The 18,412-nt window shown below is 65.0% G+C and carries 11 protein-coding genes and 1 tRNA gene; 11 read left to right on the forward strand and 1 reads right to left on the reverse strand.

Annotated elements, in window-relative coordinates:
• The first annotated feature begins 132 nt into the window (after nt 1-132).
• The 11 genes from rpoB (at nt 133) to ASC78_RS12140 (ending at nt 17,084) form a co-directional block, all read left to right on the forward strand.
• The gene (gene rpoB / locus ASC78_RS12090; RefSeq protein ID WP_055801201.1) at nt 133-4,257 is read left to right on the forward strand and encodes a DNA-directed RNA polymerase subunit beta; all 4,125 of its coding nucleotides are present in this window, start codon (nt 133-135) and stop codon (nt 4,255-4,257) included.
• 20 nt (nt 4,258-4,277) lie between these two features.
• Nucleotides 4,278-8,507: a DNA-directed RNA polymerase subunit beta' gene (gene rpoC / locus ASC78_RS12095; protein ID WP_055801204.1), complete on the forward strand. Its 4,230-nt coding sequence runs from the start codon at nt 4,278-4,280 to the stop codon at nt 8,505-8,507.
• A 104-nt stretch (nt 8,508-8,611) separates the two neighbouring features.
• Nucleotides 8,612-9,235, forward strand: coding sequence for a LemA family protein (locus tag ASC78_RS12100; protein ID WP_055801207.1), 624 nt, complete (start codon nt 8,612-8,614; stop codon nt 9,233-9,235).
• A gap of 137 nt (nt 9,236-9,372) precedes the next feature.
• The gene (rsmB, locus tag ASC78_RS12105) at nt 9,373-10,701 is read left to right on the forward strand and encodes a 16S rRNA (cytosine(967)-C(5))-methyltransferase RsmB (RefSeq protein WP_055802128.1); all 1,329 of its coding nucleotides are present in this window, start codon (nt 9,373-9,375) and stop codon (nt 10,699-10,701) included.
• A complete protein-coding gene (locus ASC78_RS12110; RefSeq protein ID WP_055801211.1) occupies nt 10,682-11,329 on the forward strand; it encodes a DUF4390 domain-containing protein in 648 nt (215 codons plus the stop codon). The genes rsmB and ASC78_RS12110 overlap by 20 nt, the downstream gene beginning before the upstream one ends.
• A complete protein-coding gene (locus ASC78_RS12115; protein WP_055801215.1) occupies nt 11,326-13,656 on the forward strand; it encodes a sensor histidine kinase in 2,331 nt (776 codons plus the stop codon). Before ASC78_RS12110 ends, ASC78_RS12115 begins: the two co-directional genes overlap by 4 nt.
• 91 nt (nt 13,657-13,747) lie before the next feature.
• Nucleotides 13,748-14,449, forward strand: coding sequence for a response regulator (locus tag ASC78_RS12120; RefSeq protein ID WP_055801217.1), 702 nt, complete (start codon nt 13,748-13,750; stop codon nt 14,447-14,449).
• A gap of 18 nt (nt 14,450-14,467) precedes the next feature.
• Nucleotides 14,468-14,543, forward strand: a tRNA-Phe gene (locus ASC78_RS12125).
• A gap of 225 nt (nt 14,544-14,768) precedes the next feature.
• Nucleotides 14,769-15,431, forward strand: a complete 663-nt coding sequence (locus tag ASC78_RS12130) for a dienelactone hydrolase family protein (RefSeq protein ID WP_200934306.1) — start codon at nt 14,769-14,771, stop codon at nt 15,429-15,431.
• A complete protein-coding gene (locus ASC78_RS12135) occupies nt 15,428-15,811 on the forward strand; it encodes a DUF427 domain-containing protein (RefSeq protein WP_055801224.1) in 384 nt (127 codons plus the stop codon). Before ASC78_RS12130 ends, ASC78_RS12135 begins: the two co-directional genes overlap by 4 nt.
• A 163-nt stretch (nt 15,812-15,974) precedes the next feature.
• Complete coding sequence (locus ASC78_RS12140) at nt 15,975-17,084, forward strand: mechanosensitive ion channel family protein (protein WP_055801227.1); 1,110 nt, start codon at nt 15,975-15,977, stop codon at nt 17,082-17,084.
• Here ASC78_RS12140 and ASC78_RS12145 read toward each other — a convergent pair.
• Nucleotides 17,075-18,355: a hypothetical protein gene (locus ASC78_RS12145; protein WP_235505068.1), complete on the reverse strand. Its 1,281-nt coding sequence runs from the start codon at nt 18,353-18,355 to the stop codon at nt 17,075-17,077. The two genes, ASC78_RS12140 and ASC78_RS12145, sit on opposite strands and share 10 nt — an antisense overlap.
• Between the last annotated feature and the right edge of the window lie 57 nt (nt 18,356-18,412).

Raw genomic sequence — 18,412 nt, forward strand, 5'->3', positions numbered from 1 at the left:
GCAGAAGACCCCTTGGTTCGGGCGATGTGCAACGCATCGCTGTCCGCCAACGGCTGGTAGTGGCCAGCCGCCAAGCAGTGGTGCCTCGGCACTGCTGACAAGTCGCTGAAGATCTCAAGCTCCGGAGCTCTCATGGCCCAATCGTCCGCGTACAGTTACACCGAACGCAAGCGCATCCGAAAAAGTTTCGGTAACCGCGACAGCGTCGTAGAAATCCCCTACCTCCTGCAGATGCAGAAAGACGCGTACACCGCGTTCCTGCAAGCTGGCATTCCCCCCAAGCAACGCACCGTCGAAGGCCTGCAGGCCGCGTTCGACGCCGCGTTCCCGATCGTCTCGCACAATGGTTTTGTCGAGATGAAGTTCCTCGAGTACAACCTCGCGAAGCCCGCTTTCGACGTGCGCGAGTGCCAGACCCGTGGCCTGACCTTCGCCTCGGCCGTGCGCGCCAAGGTGCAGCTCATCATCTATGACCGCGAGTCGTCGACCTCGCAGTCGAAGGTGGTCAAGGAAGTGAAGGAACAAGAGGTCTACATGGGCGAAGTGCCGCTCATGACCGAAAAGGGTTCCTTCATCATCAACGGCACCGAGCGCGTGATCGTCTCGCAGCTGCACCGTTCGCCGGGCGTGTTCTTCGAACACGACAAGGGCAAGACGCACAGCTCGGGCAAGCTCCTGTTCTCGGCCCGCGTGATTCCCTACCGCGGTTCGTGGCTCGACTTCGAGTTTGACCCGAAGGACATGCTGTACTTCCGCGTCGACCGCCGCCGCAAGATGCCGGTCACGATCCTGCTGAAGGCCATCGGCCTGAACCCGGAATCGATCCTCGCGAACTTCTTCGTGAACGACAACTTCCGCCTGATGGACAGCGGCGCGCAGATGGAGTTCGTCTCCGAGCGCCTGCGCGGCGAAGTCGCGCGCTTCGACATCACCGACAAGTCGGGCAAGGTCGTGGTCGCCAAGGACAAGCGCGTCACCGCGCGCCACACGCGTGAACTCGAGCAGTCGGGCACCACGCACATCAGCGTGCCGGAAGACTTCCTGGTCGGCCGCGTCATCGCTCGCAACATCGTCGACGCCGACTCCGGCGAAATTCTGGCCAAGGCCAACGACGAACTGACCGAAGCGCTGCTGAAGAAGCTGCGCACGGCCGGCGTGCAAGACATCCAGGTGATCTACACCAACGAACTCGACCAGGGCGCGTACATCTCGCAAACCCTGCGCATCGACGAGACGGTGGACGAGTTCGCAGCCCGCGTGGCCATCTACCGCATGATGCGCCCCGGCGAGCCGCCGACGGAAGACGCTGTGCAAGCCTTGTTCCAGCGCCTGTTCTACAACCCGGACACGTACGACCTGTCGCGCGTCGGCCGCATGAAGTTCAACGCCAAGGTCGGCCGCGACGAATCGACCGGCCCGATGGTGCTGACCAACGAAGACATCCTGGCCGTGGTCAAGATCCTCGTGGACCTGCGCAACGGCAACGGCGAAGTCGACGACATCGACCACCTGGGCAACCGCCGCGTGCGTTGCGTCGGCGAACTGGCCGAGAACCAGTACCGCACCGGCCTGGCCCGCATCGAGAAGGCCGTGAAGGAACGTCTGGGTCAAGCGGAGCAAGAGCCGCTGATGCCGCACGACCTGATCAACAGCAAGCCGATCTCGGCCGCGCTGAAGGAATTCTTCGGCGCCTCGCAGCTGTCGCAGTTCATGGACCAGACGAACCCGCTGTCCGAAATCACCCACAAGCGCCGCGTGTCGGCCCTTGGCCCGGGCGGTTTGACGCGCGAGCGTGCAGGCTTCGAAGTGCGCGACGTGCACGTGACCCACTACGGCCGCGTGTGCCCGATCGAAACGCCTGAAGGCCCGAACATCGGCCTGATCAACTCGCTGGCCCTGTACGCCCGCCTGAACGAATACGGCTTCATCGAGACGCCGTACCGTCGCGTGGTGGACAGCAAGGTCACCAACGATATCGACTACCTGTCGGCCATCGAAGAAGGCAAGTACGTCATCGCCCAGGCCAATGCGGTCCTGGACAAGGACGGCAAGCTGACCGGCGACCTGGTCTCGGCGCGTGAAGCCGGCGAATCGATCCTGGTCGGTGCCGAGCGCATCCAGTACATGGACGTGTCGCCCGCGCAGATCGTGTCGGTGGCCGCCTCGCTCGTGCCGTTCCTGGAGCACGACGACGCGAACCGCGCGCTGATGGGCGCCAACATGCAGCGCCAGGCCGTGCCGGTGCTGCGCCCCGAGAAGCCGATGGTCGGTACCGGTATCGAGCGCGTCTCCGCGGTCGACTCGGGCACCGTGGTCACGGCCACTCGCGGCGGTATCGTGGATTACGTCGACGCGACCCGCATCGTGGTGCGCGTGAACGACGCCGAAGCGGCAGCCGGTGAAGTCGGTGTGGACATCTACAACCTGATCAAGTATCAGCGTTCGAACCAGAACACCAACATCCACCAGCGTCCGATCGTCAAGCGCGGCGACAAGATCGCCAAGGGCGACGTCGTGGCCGACGGTGCATCGACCGACCTCGGCGAACTGGCCCTCGGCCAGAACATGCTGATCGCGTTCATGCCCTGGAACGGCTACAACTTCGAAGACTCGATCCTGATCTCGGAACGCGTCGTTGCGGAAGACCGCTACACCTCGATCCACATCGAGGAACTGGTGGTGATGGCTCGCGACACCAAGCTGGGTGCCGAAGAAATCACGCGCGACATCCCGAACCTGGCCGAGCAGCAGCTCAACCGCCTCGACGAATCCGGCATCATCTATGTCGGCGCCGAAGTGCAGCCCGGCGACACGCTGGTGGGCAAGGTCACGCCGAAGGGCGAGACCACGCTGACGCCTGAAGAGAAGCTGCTTCGCGCCATCTTCGGCGAAAAGGCTTCCGACGTGAAGGACACCTCGCTGCGCGTGGACCAGGGCTCGCAAGGCACTGTGATCGACGTTCAGGTGTTCACCCGCGAAGGCATCACGCGCGACAAGCGCGCCCAGCAGATCATCGACGACGAGCTGAAGCGCTTCCGCCTCGACCTGAACGACCAGCTTCGCATCGTCGAAGCCGACGCGTTCGACCGTATCGAGAAGCTCTTGACCGGCAAGGTCGCCAATGGTGGCCCGAACAAGCTGGCCAAGGGCACCAAGCTCGACAAGGCCTACCTGTCGTCGGTCGAGAAGTTCCACTGGTTCGACATCCGCCCGGCGGACGACGAAGTGGCAACCCAACTCGAGTCGATCAAGAACTCGCTCGAGCAGACGCGCCACAGCTTCGACCTCGCGTTCGAAGAAAAGCGCAAGAAGCTCACGCAGGGCGACGAGCTGCCCGCGGGCGTGCTCAAGATGGTCAAGGTCTACCTGGCCGTCAAGCGCCGCCTGCAACCCGGCGACAAGATGGCCGGCCGCCACGGCAACAAGGGTGTGGTGTCCAAGATCGTTCCGGTCGAAGACATGCCCCACATGGCCGACGGCACGCCGTGCGACATCTGCCTGAATCCGCTGGGCGTGCCTTCGCGGATGAACGTGGGCCAGGTGCTCGAAGTGCATTTGGGCTGGGCCGGCAAGGGCATTGGCCAGCGCATCGGCGACCTGCTGCAGCAAGAGGCCAAGGTGGCCGAGCTGCGTAAGTTCATGGAGCTGCTGTACAACGGTTCGGGCCGCAAGGAAGACCTCAGCAAGCTGAGCGACACCGACGTGCTCGAAATGGCGGAGAACCTCTCCAGCGGCGCAACCTTTGCGACGCCGGTGTTCGACGGTGCCTCGGAAGAAGAAATCCGCGGCATGCTGAAGCTCGCCTATCCGGACGACATCGCCAAGCTCAAGGGCCTGACCGACACCCGCACGCAAGCCTACCTGTACGACGGCCGCACCGGCGACCAGTTCGAGCGTCCCGTCACCGTGGGCTACATGCACTTCTTGAAGCTGCACCACTTGGTGGACGACAAGATGCACGCCCGCTCGACCGGCCCGTACTCGCTGGTTACGCAGCAGCCGCTGGGCGGCAAGGCGCAGTTCGGCGGCCAGCGTTTCGGTGAGATGGAAGTGTGGGCGCTGGAAGCTTACGGCGCCGCCTACGTCCTGCAGGAAATGCTGACCGTGAAGTCCGACGACGTGCAAGGCCGTACCAAGGTGTACGAAAGCATCGTCAAGGGCGAACACACGATCGAAGCCGGCATGCCGGAATCGTTCAACGTGCTGGTCAAGGAAATCCGTTCGCTGGGTCTCGACATCGAGCTCGAGCGTTCGTAATCAGAAGAGGAAAGAGTCACATGAAATCGCTACTCGACCTGTTCAAGCAGTTCACACCCGATGAGCATTTCGATGCCATCAAGATCGGCATGGCTTCGCCCGAGAAGATCCGTTCGTGGTCTTTCGGCGAGGTGAAGAAGCCTGAGACGATCAACTACCGCACGTTCAAGCCCGAGCGCGACGGTCTCTTCTGCGCCAAGATCTTCGGCCCCATCAAGGACTACGAGTGCCTGTGCGGCAAGTACAAGCGCCTGAAGCACCGCGGCGTGATCTGCGAGAAGTGCGGCGTTGAAGTCACGCAGACCAAGGTGCGCCGCGAGCGCATGGGCCACATCGACCTGGCCGCGCCCTGCGCGCACATCTGGTTCCTGAAGTCACTGCCGTCGCGTCTGGGCCTGGTGCTCGACATGACGCTGCGCGACATCGAACGCGTGCTGTACTTCGAAGCCTACGTGATCACCGACCCCGGCATGACCCCGCTGAAGAAGTTCGGCATCATGTCCGAGGACGACTACGACGCGAAGCGCAAGGAATTCGGCGATGAATTCGTTGCCAAGATGGGCGCCGAAGGCATCAAGGACCTGCTCGAAGGCATCGAACTCGACAGCGAGATCGAACGCCTGCGCGGCGACCTGACCGGCTCCGAAGTCAAGGTCAAGAAGAACTCCAAGCGCCTCAAGGTGCTCGAGGCCTTCCGCAAGTCGGGCATCAAGCCCCAGTGGATGGTGCTCGAAGTGCTGCCCGTGCTGCCGCCGGACCTGCGTCCGCTGGTGCCGCTGGACGGCGGCCGCTTTGCGACCTCCGACCTGAACGACCTGTACCGCCGCGTCATCAACCGCAATTCGCGCCTGCGCCGCCTCTTGGAGCTCAAGGCTCCGGAAATCATCGCGCGCAACGAAAAGCGGATGCTGCAAGAGGCTGTCGACTCGCTGCTGGACAACGGCCGCCGCGGCAAGGCCATGACGGGCGCCAACAAGCGCGCACTCAAGTCGCTGGCCGACATGATCAAGGGCAAGAGCGGCCGCTTCCGCCAGAATCTGCTGGGCAAGCGCGTCGACTACTCGGGCCGTTCGGTCATCGTGGTGGGCCCGACGCTCAAGCTGCACCAGTGCGGCCTGCCCAAGCTGATGGCGCTCGAGCTGTTCAAGCCTTTCATCTTCTCGCGCCTCGAAGCCATGGGCATCGCGACCACGATCAAGGCTGCCAAGAAGGAAGTCGAATCCGGTACGCCGGTGGTCTGGGACATCCTGGAAGAAGTGATCAAGGAACACCCGGTCATGCTGAACCGTGCGCCTACGCTGCACCGTTTGGGCATCCAGGCGTTCGAGCCGATCCTGATCGAAGGCAAGGCCATCCAGCTGCACCCGCTGGTTTGCGCGGCGTTCAATGCCGACTTCGACGGCGACCAGATGGCCGTTCACGTGCCGCTGTCGGTGGAAGCGCAGATGGAAGCCCGCACGCTGATGCTGGCCTCCAACAACGTGCTGTTCCCCGCTTCGGGCGAACCGTCGATCGTTCCTTCGCAGGACGTGGTGCTGGGTCTGTACTACACGACCCGCGACCGCATCAACGGCAAGGGCGAGGGCCTGATCTTCTCCGACATCGGTGAAGTGCAGCGCGCGCTCGACGCCAACGAAGTCGAACTGACCGCCAAGGTTGCCGTGCGCATCACGGAGTACACCAAGGACAAGGAAACGGGTGAGTTCCCGCCGTCCACGTCGCTTGTGGACACCACCGTGGGCCGCGCGCTGCTGTCCGAGATCCTGCCGAAGGGCCTGCCGTTCTCGAACATCAACAAGGCGCTGAAGAAGAAGGAAATCTCCAAGCTCATCAACGTCTCGTTCCGCAAGTGCGGCCTGAAAGAGACCGTGGTGTTCGCCGACAAGCTGCTGCAGAACGGTTTCCGTCTCGCGACGAAGGCCGGTATCTCGATCGCCATCGACGACATGCTGGTGCCCGCTGAAAAGCACGGCATCATCGAGCGCTCCGCCAAGGAAGTGAAGGAGATCGAGCAGCAGTACGTCTCGGGTCTCGTGACCTCCGGCGAACGCTACAACAAGGTGGTGGACATCTGGGGCAAGGCCGGCGACGAAGTGTCGAAGGTCATGATGGCCAAGCTGTCCAAGCAGAAGGTCATCGACCGCCACGGCAAGGAAGTGGAGCAGGAGTCTTTCAACTCCATCTACATGATGGCCGACTCCGGCGCCCGCGGTTCCGCGGCGCAGATTCGCCAGGTGGCCGGTATGCGGGGTCTGATGGCCAAGCCTGACGGCTCGATCATCGAGACGCCCATTACCGCGAACTTCCGCGAAGGCCTGAACGTGCTGGAGTACTTCATCTCCACCCACGGTGCCCGTAAGGGTCTGGCCGACACGGCACTGAAGACCGCGAACTCGGGTTACCTGACCCGTCGTCTGGTCGACGTGACGCAAGACCTGGTGGTTACCGAGCAGGACTGCGGTACGCACGGCGGCTACCTGATGCGCGCCATCGTCGAAGGCGGTGAAGTGATCGAATCGCTGCGCGACCGTATCCTCGGCCGTTCGGCTGCAGACGACGTGCTGCATCCGGAAAACCGTTCGGTGCTGCTGAAGGCCGGCGAGATGTTCGACGAGGACAACATCGAAGAGCTCGAGGCGCAAGGCGTCGACGAGGTCAAGGTGCGTACCGCGCTGACCTGCGAAACCCGCTTCGGCATTTGCGCGACCTGCTACGGCCGCGACCTGGGCCGCGGCGGCCTGATCAACATCGGCGAAGCCGTCGGTGTGATCGCGGCGCAGTCGATCGGCGAACCCGGCACGCAGCTCACGATGCGTACGTTCCACATCGGTGGTGCGGCATCGCGTGCGGCAGTGGCATCGAGCGTCGAAGCCAAGTCCAACGGCACGATCGGCTTCAACGCCACGATGCGCTATGTGACCAACAGCAAGAACGAGCTGGTGGTGATTGCACGTTCGGGCGAGATCGTCATTCATGACGAACACGGCCGCGAGCGCGAGCGCCACAAGGTGCCGTACGGCGCGATCCTGGCGGTCAAGGCCGACCAGCAGATCAAGGCCGGCCACGTGCTTGCCAACTGGGATCCGCTGACGCGCCCCATCATCACCGAGTTCGCCGGCAAGACGCAGTTCGAGAACGTCGAGGAAGGCCTCACGGTCGCCAAGCAGGTGGACGAAGTGACCGGTCTGTCGACCCTGGTCGTGATCGACCCGAAGCGCCGCGGCGCTGCCAAGGTCGTGCGCCCGCAGGTGAAGCTCATCGACGCCTCCGGCGCCGAAGTGAAGATCCCGGGTACCGACCACTCGGTGACGATCGGCTTCCCGATCGGCGCTCTGGTGCAGATCCGCGACGGCCAGGACGTGGGCCCCGGCGAGGTGCTGGCGCGTATTCCGGTCGAAGGCCAGAAGACCCGCGACATTACCGGCGGTCTGCCGCGCGTTGCCGAGTTGTTCGAAGCCCGTTCGCCGAAGGACAAGGGCATGCTGGCCGAAATGACCGGTACCGTGTCGTTCGGTAAAGAGACGAAGGGCAAGATTCGCCTGCAGATCACCGATCCGGAAGGCGGCGTCTACGAAGACCTCGTGCCGAAGGAAAAGAACATCCTGGTGCACGAAGGCCAGGTGGTGAACAAGGGCGAAAGCGTGGTCGACGGTCCGGCGGACCCGCAGGACATCCTGCGTCTGCTGGGTTCGGAAGAACTCGCGCGCTACATCGTGGACGAAGTGCAGGACGTGTACCGTTTGCAAGGTGTGAAGATCAACGACAAGCACATCGAGGTGATCGTTCGCCAGATGCTGCGCCGCGTCGTTGTCGACAACATCGGCGATACGAGCTACATCTCCGGCGAACAGGTCGAACGCAGCGAAATGCTCAACACCAACGACGCCCTGCGCGCCGAAGGAAAGCTGCCCGCCACGTTCACCAACCTGCTGCTGGGTATCACGAAGGCATCGCTCTCGACCGACTCGTTCATCTCGGCCGCTTCGTTCCAGGAAACGACGCGCGTGCTGACCGAAGCCGCGATCATGGGCAAGCGCGACGAATTGCGCGGCCTGAAGGAAAACGTCATCGTCGGCCGCCTGATTCCCGCGGGCACCGGCATGGCGTACCACCAGGCACGCAAGGTCAAGGATCAGATGGACGAGGCCGAGCGCCGCGCCATCGCCGAATCCGAAGCCGCCGAACTGGCCGGTTCGACCAGCGATGTTTCCAGCACGGCCGACGCCAGCGAAGGCGCCGCGTCCGAATAACTGGTTAGCATCACCGGCCATGACCGGTATCCGACGCCCCCCGACCGAATCCGGTTGGGGGGCGTTTTTCTTTGAGTCGTTTTTTCCATGAAGTGTTTTTGCCGATGAGCGCATTGCCCGATTCGCTTGCCAGCTGGATCGTTGTCGCGGTGCTGTTGTTCTGGTTCGTGGGGGCCTACAACAGGCTGGTGCGCCTGCGCGCCGCCGTACTCCAGGCCTACGCCACGCTCGATGCCGCGCTCCGAAAGCAGCTGGACTTCGTCCTGGCCAGCATCGCGGCCGCCGAGCCCGAAAAAGATGCGCCGTCGCCCGGCCATTCTTCGGCGGTGGCGCCGCTGCAGGCTGCCGCCACCCAACTGGCCACGCTGCTGGGCGCGACCCGGCTGCATCCGCTCGACCCGGGCGGCATGGCTGCGCTGGCGACGGCGCTGCAGGTGCTGATTTCCGCATGGCAGCGCCAGCACCCGGACGCTGTGACGGTCTTCGACGCTGACGGCACGCTCTCGCGCCCGGCGCCGCTGCTATCGAGCGGCGCCGGGCCCGATGCCGGATCCGGATGGTCCAGCGCGGTCGAGCCCATGGCCTGGCCCGAACCTTCGGCCGCAGCGGAAATTGCCCGCAGCCAGTTCAACCTGGCGGTGGAGCAGTACAACGCCGCCATCGTCCAGTTTCCGGCATTGCTGGTGGCATGGATGGTGCGTTTGCGTCCGGCCGCGCCCTTGCTCTGAGGTTTTTTTCGAATCGCCGGCAAACGCCTTCTTCTTTCTTGATCTCCGCGGCTTTGTGCGTATTGCCGGCCCGTTACCATCGCCTCAACTTGCCAGAACTATCTTCCGATCATCCAGGCGGCAGCAACGCACCGCTGCTGCACCCCCCGCTCTGGCGCCAACTGCAGCTGACTGCCGCGGCGCTGGCGTCGATTCGCGCCGGCAGCTCGGGCACCGCCGCGTTCGAAGCGGTGGAGCCGGCCATGCGCCCGGGCGTGCAAGCGCTCGGCTTCCAGGTGCTGCGCTGGCTCGGCCGGGCCGAGGCTTTGCGCCGCCATCTTGCCAAGCGCACGCCGCCGCCGCTGCCAGACGCCTTGCTGTGCACCGCATTGGCGCTGGCCTGGGATGCTCAGCACGCCCCGTACGAGCCATTCACGCTGGTCGACCAGACGGTCGAGGCTGCAAAGCGCAATCCGGCCACGCGGGCGCAAGCCAGTTTCATCAATGCCTGCCTACGCCGCTTCCTGCGCGAACGCGATGAGCTCGTGGCCGCCACCGACCATGAGCCGGTGGCGCAGTGGAATCACCCGCGCTGGTGGATCGAGCGGCTCAAACGCGACCATCCGCGCGATTGGCAGCGCGTTCTCACGGCCGACAACGCCCACGCCCCGATGACCCTGCGTGTCAATTTGCGGAAGACCACGGTTGCTTCCTACCAATTGGCGCTGGAAGCCGTGGGTTTGGCAGCGGTACGCGTGGGATCCGCCGGCCTGCAGCTGGCGCGCGCCCGGCCGGTTCAGCAGCTGCCGGGCTTCGCGGACGGCGAATGCTCGGTTCAGGACGCAGCCGCGCAGATGGCGGCGCCCCTGCTGCTCGAAGGGATGCTTCCCGCGGCAGGCTCCGCGCCGCTGCGCGTGCTCGATGCCTGCGCCGCCCCGGGCGGCAAGACGGCGCACCTGCTGGAGTTTGCCGGTCCGGAGGCCGTCGAGGTCACGGCCCTCGAAGTCGACGCGGTACGCAGCCGGCGCATCGACGAGACCCTGGGCCGCCTCAGTCTGGCCGCCAAGGTGGTGGTGGCTGACGCCGCCCGGCCGTCCGCATGGTGGGACGGCACGCCTTTCGACGCCATCCTGCTCGATGCGCCCTGCACGGCGTCGGGCATCGTCCGGCGGCACCCCGACGTGCGCTGGCTGCGGCGCGAGAGCGACACGTCGCAGCTCGCGGTCCAGCAGGCGGCCTTGCTCGCGGCGCTCTGGCCGCTGGTCAAGCCCGGCGGCCGGCTGCTTTATTGCACCTGTTCGGTGTTCCGGGAAGAGGGCTCGCAACAAATCGATGCGTTTCTTGCGCACAACACCGATGCCCGATTGAAGGCGTCGCCAGGCCATTTGCTTCCCCAAAGCGGGGCGAATGCCCGCGCCGTCCCGGACAATGCCTCAGGTGACCACGACGGCTTCTTCTACGCCCTGCTTGAAAAACGCCCGCGCTGAGCGCAGCGGGCCGCGCGGCGCCACGGTGTTGGCGGCGCTGCTGCTAGCCTGCGTGCTGCTGCTGAGCTGGCTGCCCCTTCCCGCGGCCGCGCAAGGGCGCGCCGCGGCGTCGGTCACCCAGATGCGCCTGGAGCAGGCCGACGACGGCATCTATCTCACCGCGGCCGTGCAGTTCGAGCTGCCATCGCTGGTCGAGGAGGTGCTCGACAAGGGGATTGCCATCTATTTCGTGGCCGAGGCCGAGGTTTTTCACGAGCGCTGGTACTGGACCGACCGCAAGGTGGCACAGGTCACGCGACACATGCGGCTGGCCTACCAGCCGCTCACGCGCCGCTGGCGGCTCAACGTGTCGCCCGTGCCAATCACCGGCGCAGCGGGCTTCGGCGTCTCGCTGAACCAGAACTTCGACAGCCTTGCCGACGCCATGGACGCCGTCAAGCGCATCGGCCGGCTGCGGCTGGGCGATGCGGCCGAGATCGGCGACGAGCCTGCGCAACAGGTGGTGTTCCGTTTCCGGCTCGACACTTCGCAGCTGCCGCGCCCGTTCCAGATCGGCGTGGTCGGACAGGCCGACTGGAACATCGTCGTCGAACGCAGCGCCAAGCTGCCCCTGGAGAAACAGCGGTGAGCACCAAACCGCGCAGCGGCGCAGCGGCCACTCCCGCCGCCCGCCGCGCACGCGCCATGCGCTGGGCCGTTGGCGTTGGCGCCGCGCTGGTCACGGCCATTGGCCTCGTGTTGATGTTCCTGCTGGCGCAAGCCACCAACAACCGCGCCCTGTACGAGCGCTATTACGTACGTCTTTTCGGCATCAACGTGGTGGTGGCGGTGCTGCTGGTGCTGGTGATCGGCTGGGTCGCGTTCCGCCTGTTGCGGCGCTTGCGCCAGGGCAAGTTCGGCAGCCGGCTGCTCATCAAGCTGGCCGCCATCTTCGCGCTGGTGGGCGTGGTGCCGGGTGCGCTGGTCTATGTGGTGTCCTACCAGTTCGTCGCGCGGTCGATCGAGAGCTGGTTCGACGTCAAGGTCGAAGGTGCGCTCGATGCCGGCCTGAACCTGGGCCGAGCCACGCTCGATTCGCTCTCCGACGACCTGGCCGCCAAGACGCGCGCAGCCAGCGCGCAGCTGGTGCAGGTGCCCGACGCAAGCGCCGGCCTGGTTCTGGAGCGCATCCGCGACCAGCTCCAGGCTTCCGACGTGGTGCTCTGGACCGGCACCGGCCAGCTCGTGGCCAGCGCGGGCACTTCGCGATTCCAGCTCAACCCGGAGCGGCCGACCAGCCAGCAGCTGCGGCAGGTGCGGGCCGACCGTGCCATTGCCCACATCGAAGGCCTGGACGAAACGGCGCCGCCGGGCGCCACCCTGCCTCCTGCCAGCGTCCGCGCGCTGGCCATGGTGCAACGCCCGGGCTTCGACTTCGACACCGCGCCGCGCTTCCTGCAGGTCACGCAGCCGCTGCCGCCCGCCGTGGTGGCCAATGCGCTCGCCGTGCAGGAGGCCAACCGCGAGTACCAGGAGCGGGCCCTGGCGCGCGAAGGCCTCCGGCGGATGTACATCGGCACCCTCACGCTGAGCCTGTTCCTGGCCGTGTTCGGCGCCGTGCTGCTGGCGGTGCTGTTCGGCAACCAGCTGGCGCGGCCGCTGCTTGTGCTGGCCGACGGCGTGCGCCAGGTGGCCGCCGGCGATCTGCGGCCGACCACCGTTCTGCAGGGAAAAGACGAGTTGGGCGGCCTCACGCGTTCCTTTGCTGTCATGACGCAGCAGCTGGCCGATGCCCGCGGTGCGGTCGAAAAAACCATGGGTCAGCTCGACGCCGCCCGCGCCAACCTGCAGACCATTCTGGACAACCTGACCTCGGGCGTGATCGTGCTCGACGCCAAGGGCACCATACTGTCCACCAACCCCGGCGCCACCCGCGTGTTGCGCGCCCCGCTGGCAGCTTACGAGGGAATGCCGCTTGCCCAAGTGCCCGGGCTGGCCGATTTCGGCAACAGCGTGCAGCAGCAGTTCGACGAATTCCAGGTCGAGCGCTTGCAGCACGGCCTCGACCACTGGCAGCACGCCTTCGAGCTGCACGCCACCGGCATCGATCTGCCGCAGCAGGACAGCGCCATCAACATCGTCGCGCGCGGTGCGGAGCTGCCCGGTGCCGCCCGGCTGCTGGTGTTCGACGACATCTCAGAGATCGTCTCGGCCCAGCGCGCGCAAGCCTGGGGCGAAGTCGCACGCCGCCTGGCGCACGAAATCAAGAATCCGCTGACACCCATCCAGCTTTCGGCCGAGCGGCTCGAGATGAAGCTCTCCGGCAAGGTTGCTCCGCCCGAGCAAGCCGTGCTGGTGAAATCGGTCAAGACCATTGTTGACCAGGTCGACGCAATGAAGCGTCTGGTCAACGAGTTCCGCGACTACGCCCGCCTGCCCGCGGCCGATCTCAAGCCGATCGACCTCAATGCGCTGCTGGTCGACGTGCTCCAGCTCTACGGCGCCGACAACGCCCCCATTGCGCTGCGCTCCGAGCTGGACGAGCGCTGCCCGCCCATCCGCGGCGACGCCCAGCAGATCCGTCAGGTCATTCACAACCTGCTGCAGAACGCGCAGGACGCCGCCGAGGCCGCCGCCAGCAGCACCGGTCGGGCTGGCGAAGTCGTCATTCGCACCCGCCTGGGCGATTCGGGCCAGCGCGTGCGCCTTACGGTTCAAGACAGCGGCCCAGGCTTTGCAGAAAACATCCTCAAGCGCGCCTTCGAGCCCTACGTCACCACCAAGACCAAAGGCACTGGCCTGGGGCTGGCTGTGGTCAAGAAGATCGCCGACGAACACGGTGCGCGCATCGAGCTTTCCAACCGCGTTGTCGATGGGGCTGTAGCAGGGGCGCAAGTCTCGCTATCATTCGCGCTGGCAGGCGAGTCGCGGGCAGCGGCCGCTCACACCGAAGATTCGAAGTCTTCCGCCGCCTGAGCGCGAAAGAATCCATCGCGTCCAGGCGATGGAGAGGCCGGCGGACCCATACACATCATTCAGATACCAGCGCACAAGACAAGCAGCACTCATGGCAAACATTCTCGTGGTCGATGACGAGCTGGGTATTAGGGACCTGCTCTTCGAAATTCTCAATGACGAAGGCCACAACGTGGAGCTCGCCGAAAACGCCGCCGAAGCACGGGCCGCGCGGCAACGCGCACGGCCCGACCTCGTGCTGCTCGACATCTGGATGCCCGACACTGACGGCGTCACGCTGCTCAAGGAATGGTCCACCGCTGGCCTCCTGAGCATGCCCGTCATCATGATGAGCGGCCACGCCACCATCGACACGGCGGTCGATGCCACGCGTATTGGCGCCTTCGCATTCCTCGAAAAACCCATCACCCTGCAGAAGCTGCTCAAGGCCGTGGAGCAGGGGCTCGCGCGCGAAAGCGCAAGGCGTGCGGCGGCGGGCGTCGTTCCCCCGCCCGCGGGCGTCAACCCGTCGACCGCCATCACCACCACGGGCGACAGCCTGCTGCTGGCCTCGCTGGCGGCGGTGCCAGTGCCCGACGCCGGGCCGCAATCGACACAGAGCTTCGACCTGGACCGTCCGCTGCGCGATGCGCGCGACGGCTTCGAGAAGGCCTACTTTGAATTCCATCTGGCCATGGAGAACGGTTCGATGACGCGCGTGGCCGAGAAGACAGGCCTCGAGCGGACCCATCTTTATCGCAAGCTCAAACAACTTGGGGTCGATCTTTCGAGAGGCCGCAGAAGCGCTGTATAATTTAAGGCTGCACACCAAGGCCCGGTAGCTCAGTTGGTAGAGCAGCGGATTGAAAATCCGCGTGTCGGTGGTTCGATTCCGCCCCAGGCCACCAAATTCCAAGCCCTTGATCCTCCCCAGGATCAAGGGCTTTTTGCTTTGGCCCTTGCTGTTGCCGTTCGGCCTTTGCCTTTTTTCAAGATGCAACGGTTCGCTTCACCTACGCCGATGTGAGCATCACCCTACAGAAAGCGTGCGCCTGAAAAATAGAGTGGCTCATGTGCGAGGCAAGGTTTGTTTCGCGCACGAGAAAATCGAAATGTCTTCCCAGGCCCGCCCCATCGAACGGCACACGCTTCGAATCCGCGTCCAATCCGTCTCGCTCGAAGCCGATCTGAGCTTGCCGGGTGCGGCGCGCGGCATCGTGCTGTTTGCGCACGGGAGCGGCAGCAGCCGCTTCAGCCCGCGTAACCGGGAGGTCGCCGAGCGCCTCAACGAGGCCGAGCTCGCGACGATGCTGGTCGACCTTCTGACCTCCGACGAAGAGGCCGTCGATGAACGTACGCGCGAACTGCGTTTCGACATCGGCATGCTGGCTGATCGGCTCGTCGGGTTGACCGACTGGCTGCGCGTGCATGAAGAGACCGCGGCGCTCAGGATCGGCTATTTCGGCGCCAGCACCGGTGCGGGTGCCGCGCTGGTGGCGGCCGCCGAGCGGCCCGACATGGTCGATGCGGTGGTATCCCGCGGTGGGCGACCGGACCTCGCTGGGCCTTCGCTGGAGCGCGTGCGCGCACCCACGCTGTTGATCGTCGGTGGCAGCGATGGGCCGGTGATCGACATGAATTGGCAAGCGCTCGCGGCGCTGCACACAGAGAAGCGGCTGTCGATCGTGCCCGGCGCAACCCACCTGTTCGAGGAGCCCGACGCTCTGGGCGCCGTGTCCGTGTTGGCGCGCGACTGGTTCAAGCGATACCTCGACCAACCCAGGAGTGCGAAATGAGCAAGTCGCCAGGACACCGTAAATGGCCTGATCACCAGGTGCGGGAAGAACAGCTGCAGCAGCCGGTGGAGGTCGAGGTCGAAGGGGTTGTCGTCGTCAACTCAGGAGACGTCATCAAGGTGGTCGAAGACAAGTCCCCGGTGCGCTACTACTTTCCACGCACCGACGTTCGCATGGACATGCTGAAGCGCTCGGAGACCACTTCCGAATGTCCGTTCAAGGGCCATGCGAACTACTACAGCTTGAGGCTGGGTGAACGGCAGCTCGATGACGTGGTCTGGACCTATGAAGACCCGTACGACGAACACAAGGCACTGAAAGATCGCATCGCGTTCTACGACGACCGGTTTCCGGAGATCCACATTCGTCCGAAGGGCTGAGCCTGCGGGGTGCCCGGCATGTGCGCACGCAACGGCGGCGCGTTTACTTACGCGCGATGGGCATGCGGTTGCTAAAAAAACCGATTCGCAAACACATGCTTTCAAAAAGGAACGACATGATTGACCACCATCTCGCGCCCGGCGCGAAGAAGGCCGCCGGCGGATGAACGAGACGATTGCCGCCCTCTCCGACAAGACGCTGCTGGGGTTGCCCGCGACCGACCTGGCCCTGGCGATGGCAGCCGCACTCGCGGCCTACCTTGCCATGCGGCTCGTGCTGCGCTACGTGATCGATCGCATGCGAAAAATTGCGCAGCACACCGACAACCGCATAGACGACATGGTGGTCGACGTGCTCGGCAGTACCAACCGCGTGTTTCTGCTGCTCGCGGCGCTGCTTGTCGGCGTCGGCATGCTCGACCTGGCGGAGCGCTGGAACCAGCGTGTCGGGCAGCTGTGGTTCATTGCACTCGCGCTGCAAACGGGCCTGTGGTTCACCAAGGCCATCAGCTTCGGGCTGCGCCGTTACGAGTCGCGCCACAGCTCTGCAGGCATGACGCAGGTGAGTGCGTCGGCCGTGCTGTTGTCGTGGTCGATGCGCACGCTGCTCTGGGCGGTGGTGCTGCTCGCGGTGTTGTCGAACCTGGGCGTCAACATCACCGCCTTCGTGGCCAGCCTTGGCGTGGGGGGCATTGCCATCGCACTGGCTGTTCAGAACATTTTGGGCGACCTGTTCGCGTCGCTTTCGATCGCGGTCGACAAGCCCTTCGAGGTGGGCGATGCCATCGGCATCGGCGACATGTCCGGAACGGTGGAGCACATCGGCCTCAAGACCACGCGCCTGCGCAGCCTGACCGGCGAGCAGATCGTCATCAGCAACACCGACCTGCTCAAGCAGGTGGTGAAGAACTATCGCCGCATGAACGAGCGGCGCATTGCATTCAAGTTTGGCATGAGCTATCGCAGCGCTCCGGAAAAGCTGGAGGCCATCCCGGGCATCGTGAAGCGGCTGATCGAATCGCGGCCCGCGCTGCGCCTGGACCGCGTGCACTTCCAGGCCTTCGGCCAAAGCTCGCTCGACTTCGAGGTCGTCTACTTCGTGACGAGCGCGGACTACGGTCTCTACATGGACGAGCAGCAACGCCTCAACCTGCAGATGATGCGTGAGTTCGAGCGGCTGGGCGTCGAGCTCGCCATTCCGACCCAGGCCCTGTACGTTGCGCCCACCGAGGGCCGCCGCGCCGTGGCGAAGGAACTGGCCACTCAGGATTGATCAAGGCTTCGTTCCACGGCCGCCACAAGGTCGTCGGGATGCAGCATCGCGGCGCGGGCTTTTGCTGCGGTCTCGTACTGGTGCAGCGCGGCCCGTAACCGCGGCGCGGTTTGGAGTTCATTCCATACAGGAGCGAGGGCGGAATGCGGCGGCGATTTCCCGCGCGCCACCTGGAGCGCGAAGGCGAGGCTGGCGGGCTCTGCGAGCAGCACGGCCTTGCTCGCCGCACTCAACACCTGCGGCGGCGGCTCGGCCGTTGCCGAGCAGCAATAGATCACGTGCGACGGCAGCAAATGGCCCACGGGTTCGAGTTGGCGAAGTGAGGCTCCGAGAAAGCGTGCCTCGCCATCGGCCGAGGCAAAGGCGTACGCCGTTTCGGCGCTTGCATGCGCGAGCCGCCGCAAGCCTCGCAACAGGCGAGGAAAATCGGACATCGCCGCAGCAGGCGACGCCTTGATCTCGGCGAGAAGAATCAGCTCGGCGGCAGCGCCTGGTTCACCATGCAAGAGTGCGGCATCCCACTCTTCCTTGGCCTTGTTCGCCGTTCCCGGAAACCCGCGCGGCGTTCGAAGACTGCGCACCACGCGATAGCCGGCTGCCCCTTCACGATGGCGATTCAGCAGCTCGGCCAACTTGCCGAACGCTGCGGCGGCCGCCTGCTCGGCCCTCTCGCCCTCGCGCGCCGATGTGCGACCTTTTGCGGCAGCGGCATGGCTGCCCGCCAGTGGCCCGCGCCGTTCGCAGAGTGCCTGGTAGCGCCGCACTGCATCGAGGCGGAGCAATTCGTCGCCGCGCTGAAGTCGCGTCAGTGCCGGGCTGGAGCGCATCGCTTCGAGTGGCGCGCGCAATTCCGGTTGTTCGGTAAGGCCCTGCGCAAGCGCGCGTTCGACAGCCTGCGCCAGTGCTGCCCAAGAGCCCGCCGCCGCCAGCGCATGCAGCCGCGCCAGCGCCTCGCGCACCGCGCCGGCAGGCATGCGCCGCAGCTTGCCCGGATGCGCGATCGAATTGGTTGCGGTTCTCACGGCACGCTGATCGGCCGCGCGGGCTCTGCGCAGCTGCACGTGTTCGTGAACCGCCGTCTCTTGCGCCTGCAGCACGATCGCCTGAAAGGCCGGGTCGCCGCCGTCCGTTGCGAGCGCCTGACGGATCAACTGCGCGAGCGCGCAGGTGAACATCTCTTGCGACTGCGCCGATGGCGGAAGACGCCGCTCTTTGGCAAGGCAAGCGCCTGCTATTGCGAAGGCGAGCGCGACGTCGGCGCCGCTGGCCACGGCTGCTTCAGCGTTGCCTGGCAAAGGTGGCATGCGGTATCGGCGCGGTGCAGTACG

It is taken from the genome of Variovorax sp. Root318D1 (assembly GCF_001424835.1).
In the GTDB taxonomy this organism is placed as follows: domain Bacteria; phylum Pseudomonadota; class Gammaproteobacteria; order Burkholderiales; family Burkholderiaceae_C; genus Variovorax.